This window comes from Salinimonas sediminis, assembly GCF_003429285.1.
Lineage (GTDB): Bacteria > Pseudomonadota > Gammaproteobacteria > Enterobacterales > Alteromonadaceae > Alteromonas > Alteromonas indica.
This window is the reverse complement of sequence record NZ_CP031769.1, coordinates 4405001-4424382: the sequence shown is the minus strand read 5'-3', so window position 1 is coordinate 4424382 and position 19382 is coordinate 4405001. Positions and strand designations below refer to the sequence as shown.

General features: G+C 48.5%; 18 protein-coding genes and 1 pseudogene (1 of these 19 cut by a window edge). 11 read left to right on the top strand and 8 right to left on the bottom strand.

The features are described from left to right. Nucleotides 1-173 precede the first annotated feature (173 nt). Entirely contained in the window at nt 174-797 is a 624-nt protein-coding gene (locus D0Y50_RS19335) for a c-type cytochrome (protein ID WP_108568620.1), read from the bottom strand. 174 nt (nt 798-971) lie between these two features. Between D0Y50_RS19335 and yihA the strand changes: the two genes are divergently transcribed. Continuing rightward, entirely contained in the window at nt 972-1583 is a 612-nt protein-coding gene (yihA, locus tag D0Y50_RS19330; RefSeq protein ID WP_117318556.1) for a ribosome biogenesis GTP-binding protein YihA/YsxC, read from the top strand. Between the two features lie 383 nt (nt 1584-1966). On the opposite strand, the gene polA is transcribed toward yihA, so the two are convergent. Further along, nucleotides 1967-4738, bottom strand: coding sequence for a DNA polymerase I (gene polA / locus D0Y50_RS19325; protein WP_117318554.1), 2772 nt, complete (start codon nt 4736-4738; stop codon nt 1967-1969). 420 nt (nt 4739-5158) lie between these two features. On the opposite strand from polA, the gene elbB reads away from it, so the two are divergent. Both elbB and D0Y50_RS19315 read left to right on the top strand, forming a co-directional pair. After that, the gene (elbB, locus tag D0Y50_RS19320) at nt 5159-5812 is read left to right on the top strand and encodes an isoprenoid biosynthesis glyoxalase ElbB (RefSeq protein WP_108568623.1); all 654 of its coding nucleotides are present in this window, start codon (nt 5159-5161) and stop codon (nt 5810-5812) included. A gap of 123 nt (nt 5813-5935) precedes the next feature. Next, a complete protein-coding gene (locus D0Y50_RS19315) occupies nt 5936-7387 on the top strand; it encodes a TrkH family potassium uptake protein (RefSeq protein ID WP_108568624.1) in 1452 nt (483 codons plus the stop codon). A 1-nt stretch (nt 7388) separates the two neighbouring features. Here the strand turns inward: D0Y50_RS19315 and D0Y50_RS19310 are convergent, their stop codons facing one another. The 5 genes from D0Y50_RS19310 to def form a co-directional block, all read right to left on the bottom strand. Continuing rightward, nucleotides 7389-8738 (bottom strand): CsgG/HfaB family protein, encoded by a 1350-nt coding sequence (locus D0Y50_RS19310; RefSeq protein ID WP_218023548.1) that lies wholly within the window; start codon nt 8736-8738, stop codon nt 7389-7391. 221 nt (nt 8739-8959) lie between these two features. Continuing rightward, nucleotides 8960-10339 (bottom strand): Trk system potassium transporter TrkA, encoded by a 1380-nt coding sequence (gene trkA / locus D0Y50_RS19305; protein ID WP_108568625.1) that lies wholly within the window; start codon nt 10337-10339, stop codon nt 8960-8962. 36 nt (nt 10340-10375) lie between these two features. Further along, the gene (rsmB, locus tag D0Y50_RS19300; protein ID WP_117318552.1) at nt 10376-11689 is read right to left on the bottom strand and encodes a 16S rRNA (cytosine(967)-C(5))-methyltransferase RsmB; all 1314 of its coding nucleotides are present in this window, start codon (nt 11687-11689) and stop codon (nt 10376-10378) included. Beyond that, entirely contained in the window at nt 11686-12642 is a 957-nt protein-coding gene (gene fmt / locus D0Y50_RS19295) for a methionyl-tRNA formyltransferase (RefSeq protein WP_108568627.1), read from the bottom strand. The genes rsmB and fmt overlap by 4 nt, the downstream gene beginning before the upstream one ends. An 8-nt stretch (nt 12643-12650) precedes the next feature. Beyond that, nucleotides 12651-13160 (bottom strand): peptide deformylase, encoded by a 510-nt coding sequence (gene def, locus D0Y50_RS19290; RefSeq protein ID WP_108568628.1) that lies wholly within the window; start codon nt 13158-13160, stop codon nt 12651-12653. A gap of 224 nt (nt 13161-13384) precedes the next feature. On the opposite strand from def, the gene D0Y50_RS19285 reads away from it, so the two are divergent. The 6 genes and pseudogenes from D0Y50_RS19285 (at nt 13385) to hemF (ending at nt 18134) form a co-directional block, all read left to right on the top strand. Then, entirely contained in the window at nt 13385-14446 is a 1062-nt protein-coding gene (locus D0Y50_RS19285) for a LysM peptidoglycan-binding domain-containing protein (RefSeq protein WP_108568629.1), read from the top strand. A gap of 44 nt (nt 14447-14490) precedes the next feature. Continuing rightward, nucleotides 14491-15603, top strand: a complete 1113-nt coding sequence (gene dprA / locus D0Y50_RS19280; RefSeq protein ID WP_147318265.1) for a DNA-processing protein DprA — start codon at nt 14491-14493, stop codon at nt 15601-15603. A 1-nt stretch (nt 15604) separates the two neighbouring features. Further along, complete coding sequence (locus D0Y50_RS19275) at nt 15605-16081, top strand: DUF494 family protein (RefSeq protein WP_108568631.1); 477 nt, start codon at nt 15605-15607, stop codon at nt 16079-16081. Nucleotides 16082-16104: 23 nt separating this feature from the next. After that, a complete protein-coding gene (locus tag D0Y50_RS19270; protein ID WP_117318548.1) occupies nt 16105-16647 on the top strand; it encodes a DNA topoisomerase family protein in 543 nt (180 codons plus the stop codon). Between the two features lie 8 nt (nt 16648-16655). Next, entirely contained in the window at nt 16656-17219 is a 564-nt protein-coding gene (locus D0Y50_RS19265; protein WP_117318546.1) for a Sua5/YciO/YrdC/YwlC family protein, read from the top strand. A gap of 25 nt (nt 17220-17244) precedes the next feature. Next, nucleotides 17245-18134 (top strand): annotated as a pseudogene (hemF, locus tag D0Y50_RS19260) (oxygen-dependent coproporphyrinogen oxidase). A gap of 56 nt (nt 18135-18190) precedes the next feature. On the opposite strand, the gene D0Y50_RS19255 reads toward hemF, so the two are convergent. Then, on the bottom strand, nt 18191-18628 hold the full coding sequence (locus D0Y50_RS19255; RefSeq protein WP_108568634.1) for a group II truncated hemoglobin: 438 nt from the start codon (nt 18626-18628) through the stop codon (nt 18191-18193). Here D0Y50_RS19255 and D0Y50_RS19850 point away from each other — a divergent pair. Further along, nucleotides 18627-19031, top strand: a complete 405-nt coding sequence (locus D0Y50_RS19850; RefSeq protein ID WP_232366355.1) for a hypothetical protein — start codon at nt 18627-18629, stop codon at nt 19029-19031. The genes D0Y50_RS19255 and D0Y50_RS19850 overlap by 2 nt on opposite strands. Continuing rightward, nucleotides 19031-19382: the 5' portion of a hypothetical protein gene (locus D0Y50_RS19845; protein ID WP_232366353.1), read on the top strand. Its footprint extends 65 nt past the window's final position; only the first 352 of its 417 coding nucleotides appear in the window; the start codon lies at nt 19031-19033; the stop codon falls past the right edge of the window. Before D0Y50_RS19850 ends, D0Y50_RS19845 begins: the two co-directional genes overlap by 1 nt.

Genomic DNA, 19382 nt, shown 5'->3' with positions numbered 1-19382 from the left:
TTAAGGTCTTCCTGACACTTTATCCGATCATCCATGTGCTTATTATTATTGTTGTATGTGTTGGACCGTTACAAGCACGGCGCCAAAACTAGGGAAGAAGCTTACACGAAATAAATGAAAACACAACACCCATTTTAACAGGATTTTAACAATAGGCTGTTATGCATCAGTTTTTAGTGTAAACCTGCCAGGTAATCCGCCAACACCTGCATCTCTTCGTCACTTAGTTTCATCGCCACGTCACGCATCATCGCATTCATATCGTTATGTCGCTCGCCGTTTTGAAACGCCTTTAATTGGGCCACTATATATTCTGGATGCTGGCCGCTGATATCCGGAAAGCCGGCTAACTGCATACCATTACCACGAGGGCCATGGCAGGCAATACACGCGGTTACCCCGCGTTCTAAATTACCTCCTCGGTATAATGCCGCGCCAGCCTCTACTGCAGATTCTGGGGTAGTGCCGTCTTTAGGTTGCTGGCTCGCAAAGTACGCGGCCAAATCCTGCATATCTTGTTCTGAGAGGGGCATGGCCATACCGTTCATCACCGGATTATTACGCCCCTCTTCACCACCTGACTGTCCAGCAAGCTTAAATTCTTTTAATTGTTTAACCAGATAGTTTTCATGTTGTCCGGCAATTTTCGGGTTCATTGGTATTGCACTGTTACCATCAGGCCCGTGGCAGGCAGCACACACGGCAGACTTTTGTTTTCCTGCGTCTGCATCGCCCTTAGCGAGCGCTGTGCCTGACAGACCAACAGATAAACAAACTATTACACAGAGTTTTTTCATAGTTTAACTTCCGTAAAGGAGCCAGCGGTATGGCTGGTATACGTGGTATTATTGTTATTTAGTACATTTAATGTATTTGAAAAACCAAATCCATAGTAAAACGATGCTGTAAAAATGTACAATTATGTCAGCGAATTTTTTTATTATAATCAAGCAGTATAGACGGATATCCCGATGACGTATTACACCAAAGCCAAGTTTTCCACCAGCGCACCCGACATCCGCCACCTAAAAGATGACTCCGGGATTGAAGTCGCGTTTGCCGGCCGGTCAAACGCCGGTAAGTCGAGTGCCTTAAATACACTGGCGCGCCAACGCAATCTGGCGCGTACCAGTAAAACGCCTGGGCGTACGCAACTGATTAATGTATTCGAGCTGGACGAAGGGCGCCGCCTGATTGATTTGCCGGGATACGGGTTTGCCCAGGTGCCAATTGCTATGAAGAAAAAGTGGCAGGCCGCGCTGGGGGAGTATCTGCAAAAGCGTAAAAGCCTGAAAGGGCTGGTCGTACTGATGGATATCAGACACCCTTTTAAAGATTTAGACCAGGATTTAATTTACTGGGCGGTAGAGGCAAAAATACCTGTGCTGGCTGTGCTGACTAAGTCTGACAAACTGAAATCGGGTAAACGCAAAGCGCAATTGCTCATGGCACAAGAAGCCGCTCTGGCTTTTATGGGCGATGTTACAGTACAAACATTTTCCTCGTTAAGTAGACAAGGCTTACCAGAGTTAGAAAAGGTCTTAGATGGCTGGTTTGGTCGGACGGTAGAACAACAGGAATAGAAGGCTAGAAAGAAAAATCCCCATCACAGGGATGGGGAAAAAGGACTGAGAGAAAACACATAAAAACCGTAGATATAGAGTCAGCAAACGCGCGGTTAGTTCAACAAAAACAGAATAAATTTAGAATTTGTTTTAAAGTGTTTATATATCAATGCTTTATGTTTAAAAGTAAATATGCTTTCTAAAAAACAGGCATAAAAAAACCCCAGCATAAACATGCTGGGGTTAAAGCAAAGGTTTGAAAACAGCTTTCTCACCTCTGTACCCTACATGGATTAGACTACAATAATGTGCGAGAAAAGCAAGCAATTTGTGTAATTTAATTACCAAATGAGCCGCAAATACCCGCTCATTTTATAAAATACTGTAATATTGTTACTTTTTTAGTGTGCTTCGTCCCAGTTTTTTCCCTGGCCAGCTTCAACCTCCAGCGGCACTGACAATACCGCCGCTTGTTCCATTAGCGCTACTATCTTGGTGGTGGCGGCTTCAACTGACGCTTCGCGTATTTCGAAAACCAGTTCATCGTGCACCTGCATCATCATGTAGATATCGTCGTTATCATTCTTGGTGATCCAGTCATCTACCTGAATCATCGCCATTTTAATGATATCTGCTGCGGTACCTTGCATAGGGGCATTGATTGCGGCGCGTTCCGCACCTTTACGGCGGGCCCCATTACTGGCTTTAATATCGGGTAAATATAAACGTCGGCCAAATACGGTTTCTACATACCCTTTATCTTTTGCCAGAGTACGGGTTTCGTCCATATAACGTAATACGCCAGGGTAGCGTTCAAAATACAAATCCATGTACTGCTGTGCTTCGTGCCGCGGTATATTAAGCTGACGGGCCAGTCCGAACGCCGACATGCCATAAATAAGCCCGAAATTAATGGCTTTTGCACTTCTGCGCTGTTCGGTAGTAACCTCGTCTAACGGGGTATCAAAAACTTCGGCTGCAGTAGCCCGGTGAATATCCTTACCTTGCGAAAATGCACTCAACAGCCCTTCATCCTGCGATAGGTGGGCCATAATACGTAGCTCTATTTGTGAATAGTCGGCCGCGACAATCTGGTAACCGCTGCGAGGTACAAAAGCCTGGCGAACCCGGCGGCCTTCTTCATTTCGAATCGGGATATTCTGCAGGTTTGGGTCGGTGGATGATAACCGGCCAGTAGCCGTTACGGCTTGGTGATAGGAGGTATGTACCCGGCCAGTACGATGATTGATCATTTTGGGCAGTTTATCGGTGTAAGTACTTTTTAATTTACTCAGGCCACGGTATTCCATGATCATTTTAGGAATAGGGTAGTCCAGTGCAAGCTCTTGTAAGACTTCTTCGGAAGTCGAGGGCGCGCCCTTAGGGGTTTTTTTAATTACCGGCAGACTAAATTTATCGAACAAAATATGTTGCAGTTGCTTGGTTGAGCCGAGATTGAACGTTTCGCCAGCCTCTTCATGTACGGTTTTTTCAAGCTCATCAATACGCTTGGCGAGATCCTGGCTATGTTGTGCCAGTCGCTGACTATCAATGAATACCCCAAGCTGTTCCATACGAGACAATACACTGGCGAGCGGGACCTCAATGTCCAGCAGTATTGACTTTAACTTGTCATCATCTTTTAGCTTTTGCCACAATACTTCATGTAAGCGAAAGGTTATATCAGCATCTTCAGCGGCATAGGGGGCTGCTTCTTCTAACGCTATCTGGTTGAAGGTAAGCTGCTTAGCGCCTTTACCGGCAATATCTTCATAGCTAATCGTTTTATGATTAAGATAGGCCAGCGCCAAGGAGTCCATATCGTGACGGGTTGCGGTACTGTTGAGCACATATGACTCCAGCATAGTGTCAAAGGCGATCCCGCGCAGTGTAATGGCATAATTAGCTAGCACATTTTTGTCGTACTTAAGATGTTGTCCGACCTTTTTGATGGCTTCATCTTCCAGCAGAGGCTTTAACTGTTCAAGTACCCAATCTCTGTCGAGTTGTTCCGGCGCATCGGGATAGTCGTGGGCTACCGGGACATAAGCGGCTTCGCCGGGGGCAATGCAAAATGATAAACCAACCAGTTCGGCTTCCATGTATTTCAGGCTGGTGGTCTCTGTATCAAAAGCAATTAATGGCGCCGTAGAAATCTTTTCCAGCCATTGTGTAAAGGTGTCTTTGTCGTAAATAGTGACATAGCCGCTACGGTCAATTTGTGCAGTCGCTACGGACGCTGTGTCGTTGTCTTCGGTGGCTAACTGTTGTTCGCTTTGCTGGGCAGCCGACTCGGAAGACACTTCGCTGTGCCAGCGTTTAAACTCATACTCAGCAAACAAGGTTTGCAAGGCGGCGTTATCTGGCTCATTGGGGGTTAGGGTTTCGGGGCAAAGCTCCAGCTCGATATCGGTTTTGATGGTGGCCAACTCATAAGATAGCCGTGCTTGTGCTTCAAATTCTGCCATTTTCTTGGCCAGAGTTTTACTGCCACGAAAGCCCAGATCGGCGATTTTATCGAGCTGTTCATAGATAGTATTGATGCCCCCGAGGCCGTTTAACAGGGCTTGGGCGCTTTTATCGCCCACTCCAGGCACCCCGGGGATATTGTCCACTTTGTCACCTTTAAGGGCTAAGAAGTCAATAACCAGGGAAGGGGGGATACCAAACTTTTCAATAACCCCATCCACGTCCATGAGCTGGTTAGTCATGGTATTAATCAGCGTTACATGTTGATTTACCAGCTGGGCCATATCCTTGTCGCCAGTACTAATCAGACAATCGATACCTTTTTCCGTAGCCTGACGAGCCAGCGTCCCGATAACATCGTCGGCTTCTACACCGTCTTCAACAATAATCGGTAAGCCCATGGCACGAATGATCTCGTGTAAGGGTTTAATCTGGCTTCCTAGCTCTTGCGGCATAGGAGGACGGTTAGCTTTATACTCTTTGTATATTTCATCCCGAAATGTTTTACCTTTGGCGTCAAAGATAACCGCTATATGCGTAGGGTGGTACTGACGAATCAGACTACGCAGCATGTTGATCACTCCGTAGATCGCGCCCGTATCCTGTCCTTTGGAATTAGTAAGTGGCGGTAAGCCATGAAAGGCCCTGAATAAATAGGAAGATCCATCTACCAGGATGAAAGGGGGCTGTTTAGGATTAGACATAGACCTGCATTTTAATCGGCGATAATTATCGCCAAGGATGCCACAGGCTACGGGTGATCGCCACATGGCAATAATATTGTAATGCTACTGATCGTCTGTGGATAACTTTGTGATCATTGTCAATAGACGATCAAATAAAAAGATCTTGCTTGACTTTAGATCAATCTTTCAGGGCTAGAAAAAATGTGGGGTTCAGGAGGTTCCTGGCGTCGCTGCCTTGGGTGATTTTAAGTCCGTGTAAATGTGGATAAGTTAGTGGTTATGTTTATTCTTAGTTTCAGCTTTCGCCAAAACGGTAGAGTAATGTAGCATACAGAAATTATATTTCTAAAGTGTTATTTCAGAACTTTTTTTAATCGCTTTGCTCGTTTTTTAAACTAAATGGGTATAAGCAGTAAAGGTAAGGGTTTGGAGAGAACTATGAAGAAAGTCGCCGTTATTTTAAGTGGTTGTGGTGTATTTGATGGTAGTGAAATTTATGAGTCGGTCATTACGCTGTTAGCAATTCGGCAGCAAGGAGCGCAATACCAGTGTTTTGCGCCGGATAAAAATCAGCTGCAAGTGGTTAACCATTTAACCGGAGAAGTTGATGATACCCAGCAGCGTAATGTGTTGGTAGAGGCGGCGCGTATCGCCCGGGGTGAGATCAAACCGGTCACTGAATGTAACGCCGAAGACTTCGATGCGTTAATCCTGCCTGGCGGCTTTGGCGCCGCGAAAAACTTGTGCACATTTGCAGTCGATGGGGCGCAAAGCCAGCCTGATGAAAGCGTATTACGGGTATGTAAAGCTTTTGCTGATGCTGGTAAGCCAGCAGGTTATGCCTGTATTGCCCCAGCGCTGGCAGCGTCAGTGTATGGCAACAGCACGAAGTTAACTATTGGAAACGATGCCGATACAGCTCAGGGCATTAATGCGCTTGGCGCAGAACATGTGGAATGTGCTGTAGAAGACATTGTGGTAGACAGCCAGGCGCGGCTGGTTACTACCCCGGCCTATATGTTGGCTACCGATATTCTGCAAGCCCAGGCTGGACTGAACAAGATGGTGGAAACGGTCCTGGCAATGGACTAATTGGCTAAACCGACGAAAGAACCTTTTCCTTTCGTCTGGTTCCTCGCATAATAAACGGTACAATCAGCTAGTCACCCTGGCAAGTGGTGAACATCTACTAATAAAAACAAGGCTTAATGGAACATGCACTACCGTGCGATTGTACGTATTTTGGGACTACTGGTAGCACTATTTAGCGTTACTATGGCGCCCCCGGCGCTAGTGTCTCTGGTTTACCAGGACGGTAGCGGCCTGCCCTTTGTTTTGGCTTTTATACTGTGTGTACTCACGGGTACCGCAATGTGGTACCCCAACCGCGAACATCGACAGGAACTGCGCGCCAAGGAAGGTTTCTTAATTGTTGCGTTGTTTTGGGCGGTACTGGCCAGTTTCGGGGCTATTCCTTTCATGTTACTCGAACAGCCCAGCATGACCGTGACGGATTCATTTTTCGAGTCATTTTCAGGCCTTACCACTACGGGCGCTACTGTTATTGAGGGGATAGAATTCCTGCCGCACTCGATCCAGTTTTACCGCCAGCAGTTGCAGTGGTTGGGCGGCATGGGAATCATTGTACTGGCGGTAGCTATTTTACCTGTGCTTGGGGTAGGGGGAATGCAGTTATACCGCGCCGAAATGCCGGGGCCGGTAAAAGACTCCAAAATGACCCCACGTATCGCCGATACGGCTAAACATCTGTGGTACATTTATTTATCGCTGACTATTGCATGCATGGTGGCCTACTGGCTAGCGGGCATGAACTGGTTTGACGCTATTTGCCATTCTTTTTCGACCATTGCTATTGGGGGGTTCTCTACCCATGATGCAAGCCTGGGTTATTTTAATAGCCCGATGATTAATGTCATCTGTTCGGTATTTTTACTAATTGCAGCACTCAACTTTTCTTTGCATTACGCTGCCGCCAGCTCACGTACAGTGCGTAATTATCTGCATGACCCCGAATTTAAAGCGTTCTTCACTATTCAGGCATCTTTAATATTACTGTGTTTTTTAGTGTTGGTATTATCGGGCTACTACAGTACGGCAGAAGAAGCACTGGATCAGGCGATGATACAGGCTGTATCAATTAGCACCACGGCAGGATTTGCCACCACGGACTTTGCCGCCTGGCCGACCTTTTTGCCAATCATTCTTATCTTTTCAAGCTTTATCGGAGGGTGCGCCGGTTCCACAGGCGGCGGCTTAAAGGTGATTCGGGTATTTTTGTTATTTCTGCAAGGCCGCCGGGAGATTGACCGCCTGATACATCCAAAAGCTGTGTATGCAGTTAAACTAGGCGAACGAGCAATGCCTGACCGGGTAGTTGAAGCGGTATGGGGGTTTTTCTCGGCCTACGCCATGATTTTCGTCATTATCATGTTGGGGATGATAGCCACCGGGCTGGATAATATATCTGCGTTTACCGCTACCGCAGCAACCCTGAACAATCTCGGTCCAGGGTTAGGTAGCGTAGCAGGAACCTATTCAGAGGTAAGCGACCCAGGCAAATGGTTACTGGTTATTGCCATGGTATTTGGTCGGCTGGAAGTATTCTCGCTATTGGTGCTGTTTTCACCTACCTTCTGGCGCAGCTAAGCTATATTCCTTCAGGAAACAGCGACGACTTCGTGACCAGCTGTATAGCGCTTAACTGTGAACGTATCGAGTCGGGTAAATCCTGCCGCTCCAGGGCAATTGCCCGGTTCCGTTCAAATAGCTGAGTATGCTGCTCAATACGCGGACCCATTTTCGCCCACGCCTGACGTCGGGCTTCTAACGGCCATGCCTGCAATTCAATCCGGTGAGTATCTATCTGGCTCATCAAAATAGCTAACATACCGTCCCAATTCATTGATGACCCGTTGGGCAGGCTGGGGGGATTGTCTTTATCAAATGATGATAAGGCAGTGAATACCGGAACGGCGTTTTTCAGCATAGTGTAATAGTTATTAAAGGCGCGTTCGTCGTATTCATCTACGGCAAAATCATAAGAGCGTTTACTCGATACCGTCACCGATGAGGGCTGTGGGTCGACATACACGGCGGTAGTCGTGGTGGAGGTGGTCACCATAGGGGACGCATCGGTAGCCTGCGGCGTGGGGTCATCAGGCCCGCCTACAGTGAGCCGGCCACCTTTACCCAGGCCGCCTTCTACCTCCTGCGCTTTGTAAACTTTCAGCGCCTGCACCATTTGGTTAAACGAATCGGCGAAGGCGGTAACCAGCATTTTCCCTTCGGGGGTATTGGCAAAGCCCCCACCGCCTCCTGCTGCGCCGCCGGCCAACATCCCGCCAAACAAGCTAAAGTCATGATTAGCGGCGCTACCCGTAGAGGAAGAAACCTGAACCCCCGAACGGTTGTCTACCAACAGCAGTGATGTCGATGCTTCGTTTTTGCTAAAGCCGCCCCCTACAATAGAACCCAGCGTTCCAAACAGCGCACCCGCAATGGCCTTACCGCCTTGGGTTTTCTCGGCAAACAGCACCGAAGGGCTAAGGGTATAGTCTGCCGCCACCATCTGGCCTCCACCAATATTGCTGCCTCCCCGTAACTGGCCAGCTTGCATCAGCTGACGCTCAGTATTCATAGCCGACATAGCACGCCCCCGTTCCACCACTACAAAGCAATTAGACTGTTGAATCATCAGCCGAACCACCGGTAACGTGCTTCCCAGTTTTGGATAATTTCGGCGATAATCCTGCCACCAGGGCAGGCTGGTATCTTCAAATACACTAAGTGTGCCCAGCGTTTCGTCACAGGTTTCCAGCTGACTATTATTATTGGCGGCGGTGGCCCCACCGGCAGCGCCACTTACCGCGCCACTATCCGACCCCCCCATCGTCGGGCTGGTAGACATACAGGCTGATAGTAGTAACAACGTGCTGATACAAGTTAATGAGGTAATAAGAGCAGGCCTGGCAGACCTTGAACAGGTGTTAATTTTCACGGTGTTTTCCTTTTTGTAAGTATGAGGAATAAACCGGGATAAGGAAAACAGCAGAGCATCAGTAACAATACCTTAAACCGGTATTGAACAAATGAAGGCGGTAAAGAATTGCGAGCGCTTATTCCTGTACAAAGGCGGAAATACACAATACCCATTTGACGTCTCAATGGTAATAAAGGGTACTCATGCACAGCCGCAATGACAAGTTGATTGTGCGTTTTTTAGCCAAAAAAGAAAGCGCTGGGCTGGAATATTTTTTCTACATCATTGATGTATTTTTTGTCGACTAAAAACAGAATTACATGATCGTTCGCTTCTATCACCGTATCGCTATGCGCAATAATCACCTGATCGTCGCGTACGATCGCACCGATAGTGGTACCAGGCGGCAGTTTAATACTACCTATTTCACGGCCCACGACCCGCGACGTATTTTCATCGCCATGGGCAATGGCTTCTATAGCCTCTGCGGCGCCTCGGCGAAGTGAGTACACATTCACAATATCGCCGCGCCGAATATGGGTAAGAAGGGCAGAAATTGTTGCCTGCTGGGGCGAAAAAGCGATATCAATTTCTCCCCCTTGGACCAAATCTACATATGCGCTGCGCTGGATAAGTACCATTGCTTTTTGCGCGCCCATACGCTTGGCTAACATAGCCGACATGATATTGGCTTCATCATCGTTGGTCACTGCAATAAAGGCATCAACCTGATCGATACTTTCTTCAGACAATAATTCCGGATCCGAAGCATCACCACAAAATACGATGGTTTTGTCCAGGTGCGCCGATAAATAGTTAGCGCGTTCGCGATGATATTCAATAAGCTTTACGTTGTGGTTGTGCTCAAGACGCTTGGCTAAACCCGCCCCGATCAGCCCGCCGCCGGCTATCATAATACGCTTGTAGCTAGACTCCAGCTTTTGTAGCTCGCTCATGACGGCACGGATATGTTTGGTTGCCGCAATAAAAAAGACTTCATCATCGGCTTCGATAACGGTTGTGCCTAAGGGGCGGATAGGGCGCCCCCGCCGATAAATTGCCGCCACCCGGGTCTCTACATTTGGCATGTGTTCTTTTAGCGCAGATAAGGCATGGCCAACCAATAAACCACCATAGTAGGCTTTTACTGCTACCAGGCTGGCTTTGCCTTCAGCAAACTCGACCACTTGTAACGCGCCGGGGTAGTCAATTAGTCGCTTAATTGCCTTGGTAACTAATTGCTCGGGGGCAATAATATGGTCTACCGGAATGTCTTGTTGTTTATACAACTGTTCCTGGTAAATAATATACTGCTCAGACCGCACCCGCGCGATTTTAGTGGGGGTTTTAAACAAGCTGTAAGCCACCTGGCAGGCCAGCATGTTACTTTCATCGCTGTTAGTTACCGCTATCAGCATGTCCGCATCTTCAGCGCCGGCTTTTTTAAGCACATCAGGGTGCGAGCCCACCCCAACCACTACCTGTAAGTCCAGCCGGTCCTGCAAAGCACGCAAGCGGGTGGGATCGGAATCAATCACGGTGATTTCGTTTTTTTCACCCACCAAGTTTTCTGCCAGCGTGCCGCCAACCTGGCCTGCACCAAGGATAATAATTTTCATGAGCTTTGAAGTATCGCCTTTAAGCTGTTGATTGCGCTATGAAGACTTTAACAGTCTGCAATAGTAGAAACCATCCATTTGTTGTTCGCCAGGCAATATTTGGCGGCCCGGCATCTCAACGGTTTCTGTTTTGGTTAGCGGGCTTACCTGCGCATCAGCGTGACGCTGAACAAAGGCTTTCATTTGCTGGCTGTTTTCTGCCGCAAGAATTGAGCAGGTGGCATACAACAAGGTGCCGCCAGGTTTCAGGGTGGGCCATAAAGCATCAAGAATAGTCGCCTGTAGTGAGACCAACTGGTTTATATCATCTTTGTTACGCAACCAGCGAATATCTGGATGGCGACGAATTACGCCGGTTGCCGAGCAGGGCGCATCAAGTAAAATACGGTCATACAGGTTACCGTCCCACCAGTCTTGCGGTTGGCTTGCATCGCCTTGACGGAGGGTGGCCGTGTGCTGCAGACGTTGCATATTTTCAGCCACCCGGTCCAATCGGGAGGCATCGCTATCCAAAGCCAGTAATGACGCCACCGCAGGCTGCAGTTCCAGAATATGCCCGGTTTTACCGCCGGGGGCGGCGCAACAGTCTAATATGGTCTCGCCGGGGGCCGGGCCCAGGTAGCCTGCGGCTAACTGGGCTGCGCCATCCTGCACCGCAAACCAGCCAGCAGAAAACCCCGGCAAGCCGGGGATATCTGTGCGGGTAACCAGAATCAGTGCATCGTTATGGTTTGGGGGGATGGTGTAATCAATCCCCGCTTCTGTTAACGCGGCAGCGTATTCATCCCGGCTAATTTTTTGCCGGTTTACCCGTAGCCATATGGGCGCAACCGCATTCATTGCCTGGGTAATATCGTTAAACTCGGCAGGGTAATTTTCACGCAGTGACTTATATAGCCATTTGGGCAGCCCCGCCTTTACCCGCGGGTCGTCTGAAACCTGAAGATGACGCTCCTGACGCTGGAAATTTCGTAAAATAGCGTTTACCAGCCCTTTTAACCCCACCGCGCCTAACGACTGGGTAGCATTTACCGTTTCGCCCACAGCAGCATGGGGCGACACCCGGCTGTACGCTAACTGGTAAAACCCGAGCATCATTAAATGCTCAACAATTTTCTTATTGCCTTTAAGCGGTTTATCAAGCAGTTCGCGTAGCCATAATTGTAGCTGAGGTAATTGCCGTAGCACGCCCATCGACATTTCCTGTAACCAGGCTTTGTCTTGTTGAGTATGACGCTGTTGCACTTGGTTCAGGCAGTCTCTAGAGGACTTACCATTTTCAATTATCTGATAGATAACCCAGGCTGCATCAGCCCGTAAATTCTTTGGTTTGGGTAAGGGAAGGTTCATTCGGCAGACGTCCCACCCAAAATTTCGCCCGGGACAAACCAGGCTTGACGGGCATTGATGACATCTGCTGCTTTGGCAGGCTTCTTACCCGGAATTTGCAACTGTTCTATACATAGCTGGCCCTCGCCGGTAGCCACTACAATACCATGCTTGTCTGCACGTATAACTGTGCCGGGTGGGGCTGAGGTAGGGCTATCGATAACGTTAGCCTGTAACAGCTTGACCTTTTCACCTGCAATCTGCGTCCAGGCTACAGGCCAGGGGTAAAACGCGCGTATGTTACGTTCCAATTGGGCCGCAGAAAGCTGCCAGTTCGCTTCGGCCTCTTCCTTTGATAGCTTTTTAGCGTAACTGGCCTGGTCTTCGTCTTGCTGCTCGCCTGTCAACTGCTCAATATTATCCAACACCTTAATTAGCGCCGGCGGGCCTAAATCGGCCAGTTTTGCATACAATGAGGCGCTGGTATCCTGCTCGTTAATGGGCAGCCGTTCAATACTGAGCATATCGCCTGTATCTAAACCAACATCCATTTGCATAATTGTCACACCGGTATAGCTGTCGCCCGCCCATATTGCTCGCTGAATAGGCGCTGCGCCGCGCCATTTCGGCAAAATAGACCCATGCACATTAATACAGCCTAGCCGGGGCGTATCTAAAACCGCCTTAGGTAACAGTAGTCCATAAGCCACTACTACCATTATGTCGGCATCAATTGCGGCCAATGCGTGTTGCGCGTCTTCATCTCTCAATGAAGCCGGCTGATAGACCGGGATGTTGTGCGCCTGGGCAAGCTGCTTTACCGGACTGGCAGTAAGCTTTTTACCTCGGCCAGCGGGTCGGTCAGGCTGGGTGTATACGGCTACAACCTCATGCTCGGTACCCAGTAGGGCCTGCAAATGATTAGCGGCAAAATCCGGCGTACCGGCAAAAATAACACGAAGAGAATTAGCCACAATACGCCTTATGCTTTAGCTGCCAAACGGGCTTCTTTTTCCAACTTCTTGCGAATACGCTGGCGCTTCAATGGCGACAGGTAATCCACAAATAATTTGCCTTTAAGGTGGTCCAGCTCGTGTTGCACACAAATAGCCAGCAAGCCTTCGGCTTCAAGTTCAAAAGGCTTACCCTCAGCATCCAGCGCGGTAACTTTTATCTGTTCAGCGCGTTCAACCTTGGCGTAGTTATTGGGTACAGAAAGACAGCCCTCTTCACTGATGGTGGACCCATCACGTTCGGTGATTGTGGGGTTAATAAATACCCGGGGCTCGTTCTGCTCTTCAGACACATCCATCACTACGACTTGTACATGACGATCTACCTGAGTTGCGGCCAGGCCGATACCCTTTTCGTCGCGCATAGTGTCGAACATATCACTGATCAATTGCTTAATTTCGTCGTTAACCTCAGCGACCGGCTTAGCCACTGTGCGTAGCCGTTCGTCAGGGAAACGTAATACGTCTAATATCGCCATCTGTCGTTATTACACTCTCGCTTGTATGAATTAATATACGATCCAACTGCCAGCATCATTTACACTGGAAGAATGCATACTATTCTACCGTATAACCACTGTACGTGCAGTTTTTTATCCTGCAGCTGGATTTCTTCCGATAACAGTCGATATAGAGGCAGCGCGTGAAATTTCAACAATAATGAAGGTAAACAAGCATGATCCATCGCAGGGCTGAGAAGGCGATGAAACGAAAGTTACAGCAGTGGCTGTTAGCTATCTTTCTACTGCCTGTTTCGCTGGTACACGCTGCTGTCACCTTAAAAGACACAGCACCGCAAACCTATACAGTGAAGAAAGACGATACCCTGTGGGATATCGCAAATTTATTTTTAGAACAGCCGTGGTTATGGCCGCAGCTGTGGCGCACGAATACACAAATTGTGAACCCACATCTTATATATCCGGGCGATGTGTTACGCATTAAAATGGTAAATGGCCAGCCGGTACTGGAACTGGCCCAGGAAAAGAAGCGCTTAACCCTGGGCCCTACTACGGTTAAGCAAACTAAAGCTGCGCCGATCAATACGTTGCCCTGGACCGCGATAGCTCCTTATATCAATTATAACGAAATCATCGACGAAGAAAATTACGAGATTTTGCCGCACCTGTTAGGTAATCAAAACGGGGACATTCGGTTTATCAGTGAAGATCTGGTGTTAAGCCGTAGCTACGGTCGTCCTTCGGATCAGTTTCGGGTAGTACGCAAACAATCTACCATAACCAATCTTGACGGCGAGATACTGGGTATCCAAATTCATCATATCGCTAATGCCCGGATGGTCGAAAGTAGTATCCCTACGCAGTGGTTGGTCAGGGTGGATAATTCAAACCTCGAAGCTCGTCGGGGCGACCGCCTGTACGCCGGCGACTTCAGCGCAGCGCAGGATATGGTATTACAACCCGCTACCGAGCAGCGTGGCCGCGTAGTAGGTAACCTGCATCAACACCAGTTATTGGGTAAAAACGATGTGGTGGTGTTAGATATTGGTAGTCAGGATATTTCGCCGGGTACGGTAATGGGTTTGTACTCTCAGGGGCCGGATATTATTGATGGTACCGAACCTGCCTATGCCAGCGAAGCCAACGCTATACGCAGTGCATTTCAGGATGGCTCTACAGTCACGCAACCGGCACTTAAAATTGGCGAGCTAGTCATTTTTAAAACCTTTGAAAAAGCAAGTTACGGCATTATTACTCGCGCCAGAGGGTTAGTGAAAAACGGCGATATCGTCGCTAACCCTTAAGGCGGTGAGTGAATACTGCCAACGTAATTATTACTGGCGGTAGTATGAATTCACCCCTTGAAACAGCTTATACAGATTGCCTTACTCTGGCGTGTGTCCCGGGTATCAGCTTGGCTCAGTGGCATACCTTGACCGAACAGTACAATGCCAGTTTTGCGGCTTTAGCTGCCGGCAAGATAGCCGCCAGCCAAGCGGTAACTGACAAACTGTGCAGCGCCTTGGCAAAGATCAATACAACGCGCTATATGCAGAGTGTCGAGTGGCATAACCAAAGTGACCTGCACCATTTGGTGCCGTTCACCAGCGAGGCCTATCCAGCGCTGCTTAAACAGTTGCCTGATGCGCCGCTGATTTTGTTTGTTACCGGCAACCTGACCCGTCTGCATGATTGTCAGGTTGCCATGGTTGGCAGCCGGCACGCTTCCCATGGCGGTTTAGATACCGCCCAAAGGCTGGCCTATGAGTTAGCCCAGGCCGGACTGACAATTACCAGTGGACTGGCAACGGGGATCGACGGTTCTGCCCACAAGGGCAGCGTAAGCGTAGGCGGGCGAACTATTGCGGTAACTGGCACCGGGCCGGATATTGTGTATCCCAAACGGCATAGTAAGCTGGCACAATGTATTGTTGAGCAAGGGGGCGCCATGGTAACCGAACTGTGGCCAGGGAACGGGCCCAAAGCGGGGCACTTTCCCCGGCGTAACCGCTTGATTGCGGCGATGACGCTGGCCACGGTAGTGGTTGAAGCAAAAATACGCAGTGGCACCTTGATTACTGCTAATTTGGCCGCAAATATGGGGCGTGATGTGTTTGCTGTACCCGGTAGTATTAACAACCCCATGACGGAGGGATGTCATCATCTTATCCGGCAAGGCGCCGCCTTAATAACCTGCACTTCTGATATTCTGGAAGAACTGTCAATATACCCATGTAATGAAGCAGCACAAGTTGTTCATAACAGCGAAAAAAGTCGTGGAGAAAGCTTGGCAACCGATAAATTATTAGCTAGTGTGAATTATGATGTTACCAGTGTGGACATCATTACCGAGCGCAGCAAGCTGCCAGTTTCAGAAGTTCTGGCGTCATTATTACAATATGAGTTGCGTGGTCTGGTGGCCGCTGTTCCTGGTGGCTACATCAAATTGAGGGGGAAATAACATGTTCGACATCCTCATGTATCTGTTTGAAAACTTCATTCATAGCGAAACGGAAATTCGAGTCGATCAGGATGAATTGACCGAAGAGCTTGTGCGTGCCGGCTTTCATCACGATGAAATATACAAAGCACTGGCGTGGTTAGAGAAACTTGCGGCGTTACAGGAAACTGATATTAAGCCCTATTTTTGTCGGGGTATTACATCGAGTTTAAGCCGCATTTATACCCACGAAGAGCAAATGCGCTTGGATGTAGAGTGTCGGGGGTTTTTATTGTTCCTTGAACAGGTGGCAGTACTAGACGCGACCACCCGGGAAATGGTGATAGATCGTGTCATGGAAATTGATTCCAGCGAGTTCTGCTTGGAAGACCTGAAGTGGGTTGTACTGATGGTATTGTTTAACGTACCAGGTAAGGAAAATGCGTACGCGCAGATGGAAGACTTATTATTCGATGAGTCTGACGGTATATTGCACTAAGCCAGAGGATACCCCTTATTTAGATGTCAAAAATTGACTCGTCACTTTTTAGCGCCCCGGACCAGGCGTTTGGAGCGTGTCCGCAGTGTGGGAATGCGCTGCGGATACGTAACAGCAAAACCGGCCCGTTCATTGGCTGCTCAGCCTATCCAGAATGTACCTACAGTAAACCGCTGCAAGATAATCAAACCACTGTCTTAAAGGAAATTGAAGGAACCCAGTGTCCGTTATGCCAACATGCTATGGCTATAAAAAAGGGCCGCTTTGGTATGTTCATTGGTTGCACTAATTTTCCTGACTGTCAGCACATTGAGCCGATTAAAACTCAGGAAGATACCCATCTGGCCTGCCCCAAATGTCAAACGGGCAGTATGATTGAGCGCACTAATAAATTCGGCAAACGTTTTTTCGCCTGCGATAATTATCCTACCTGTCGATATGTGGTAAATTTCCAGCCTGTGGCGGGCCAGTGCCCCCAATGCGGCTGGCAGTTGCTTATCAATAAAAAAGGTAAGGTAGGCTGTCCTCAGCCATTATGTGACTTTGTTCAAGAATCAGCAGACTGAGAACCTCCATGCAAGATACATCCTGTGGTGACGATCCTATTGTAACGGCGTTTAGGCAAGGCCGCTTGTTGGTTTATCCCACCGAAGCGGTAATGGGGATAGGTTGTGATCCTGACAACGAATCCGCTGTCCAACAATTATTAAAGCTTAAACAACGGCCTCAGGAAAAGGGCGTTATATTAATTGCCGACAATTATTCCCGATTGCTACCTTACGTTAATGATAATGCGATTGCCCAAGACCGACGCTATGCAATATTTTCCAGCTGGCCGGGCGCAATTACGTGGCTATTGCCTAAGTCAGCGACCGCGCCTGACTGGATAACCGGCGGACAGCCCAATATCGCCGTGCGTGTAACTGCCCACCCGGTGGTAAAAGACTTATGTGAAAGAATAGGCAAACCTTTGGTGTCGACCAGTGCTAACCCCAGCGGGCAATCACCGGCTAGAAATACCCAACAGGCCCAGCATTATTTTGCCGATGCGGTAGACTATGTCGCCGGGGAAGTAGGTGGCTTATCCCGTCCCAGTTCAATACGTGACGGTAACAGCGGTAAAATAATTCGGGAATAAAATGAACAAAACAACAGATAGCCAGATGGTAAAGCAGGTTAAGTCTTACTTATTGGGACTGCAAGAAAGTATCTGTCAAACACTGGAGCTGGTGGATGGCAAAGGCCACTTTGAGCAAGATGAGTGGGTACGGGAGCAGGGCGGGGGTGGCCGCTCCCGCGTATTAAAGCAGGGTGCGGTGATTGAGCAGGGCGGGGTGAATTTTTCGCATGTTCATGGCGCAGCCATGCCTGCTTCTGCTACCGCTTCGCGGCCCGAGTTGGCTGGCCGTAGCTTTCAGGCGATGGGGGTGTCACTCGTTATTCATCCACACAACCCATATGTACCTACTTCTCATGCGAATGTGCGTTTTTTTGTAGCTGAAAAACCTGGCGCTGATCCCATCTGGTGGTTTGGCGGGGGTTTGACCTAACGCCGTTTTATCCTTTTAAAGAAGATGTCCAACACTGGCATAACGTCGCTAAAAAACTTTGTTTGCCGTTTGGCGAAAATGTGTATCCAGAGTATAAAAAATGGTGTGACGAATACTTCTATCTAAAACACCGTGATGAAACGCGTGGGGTAGGTGGGCTATTTTTTGATGACTTAAACGATTGGGGATTTGAGCGCAGCTTTGAATTTATGCAAGCGGTAGGCAACGGATTTTTAGATGCGTATGTACCCATCATGGAGCGCCGTAAACAAACTGTTTATGGTGAGCGAGAGCGTGATTTTCAGCTATACCGACGTGGCCGGTATGTCGAATTTAACCTGGTATGGGACCGCGGCACATTGTTTGGTTTACAAACAGGGGGCAGAACTGAGTCTATCTTAATGTCTATGCCGCCGCTGGCCCGTTGGGAATATGGCTTTGAGCCTGTTGCCGGCAGCCCTGAAGCAAAGCTTAGCCAATGGCTAAAGCCTGCGCAATGGTAGAAACCTAAACCCATTTCAGAATGGCTGCCCAGCTATAGGGCAGTCATTAATATCACCTAATCAGCTTCTGGTTGATTTATCATATGCGTGGCCAGGTCATCTAATGCGCTGAGTAAGCGGGTGGCAAGGGTAAAATCAGACACGTGCAGAAATATCGCCTTATTCATACAGTACATCCATTGAGCTTTTAAGGCGGGCGTAACCGTATAAGGCAGATGTCTGGCCCTTAAACGGGGGTGGCCAAACTGGGTTTGGTAATCATCAGGTCCGCCAGTCCACATCATTAAATACAAAAAAAAGACATGACGGATACGGTCTAAGGGTTGTGGATGCAATGCATACAACTCTTTGGCCATAGGATCGCTGGCCATAATGTCATAAAAACTATTGGCAATAGCCTTGACAGCTGGCTCCCCTCCGATAGCCTCGTAAGGCGTCGCGGCAGGGGATGTCGTTTTATTTTTGTTTCGCCGGAATAAGTTAAAAAAGCTCATGAATAAATTTGCAGTATTTGGTAATCCTATAGCACATAGTTTATCACCGACTATCCATCAGATGTTTGCCGAACAGTGCCAACTGGCTATTCAGTACGACAAGATTAGTGCTCCGGAAAAAGGTTTTAGCGAGGCTGCCCAAGCATTTTTTGCTAACCCCGAAGCTATCGGCTGTAATGTCACTTCACCATTCAAAGGCGCTGCGGCCGCTTTAGCCAGCCATTTAAATAATGCAGCCAGTTTAGCGCAGTCGGTAAATACATTGCATCGTGTGGATGACCAAACCCTGAATGGATACAATACAGATGGGATTGGGCTGGTTGCTGACTTGCAAAACCAAGGGGTTGCGCTAAGCGATAAGACACTCTTAATTATTGGCGCGGGTGGGGCCGCTCGGGGGTAGTGCATCCGCTATTAGATGCTGGCATAAAAACGCTGGCAATTACCAATCGCACGATTGCCAAAGCTCATCATATTGCCTCCCAGGTAGAAGACAGCCGGGTCTTGGCGTTGGATAAACCCGGTTTAATGTCATTTAACGCTGACATTATTATCAACTCTACTTCTGCCAGCCTGCATAATACATTGCCGGATCTTGAACATATCTCATTTGCTGATTGTGAGCTGGCCTATGATATGGCATATGCCAGTAAGCCAACATTGTTTATGCAGCATGCCAGCGACGCCGGCGCTAAAAAAGTAGCGGACGGCCTGGGTATGCTGGTGGAACAGGCCGCCGCCGCATTTACCATTT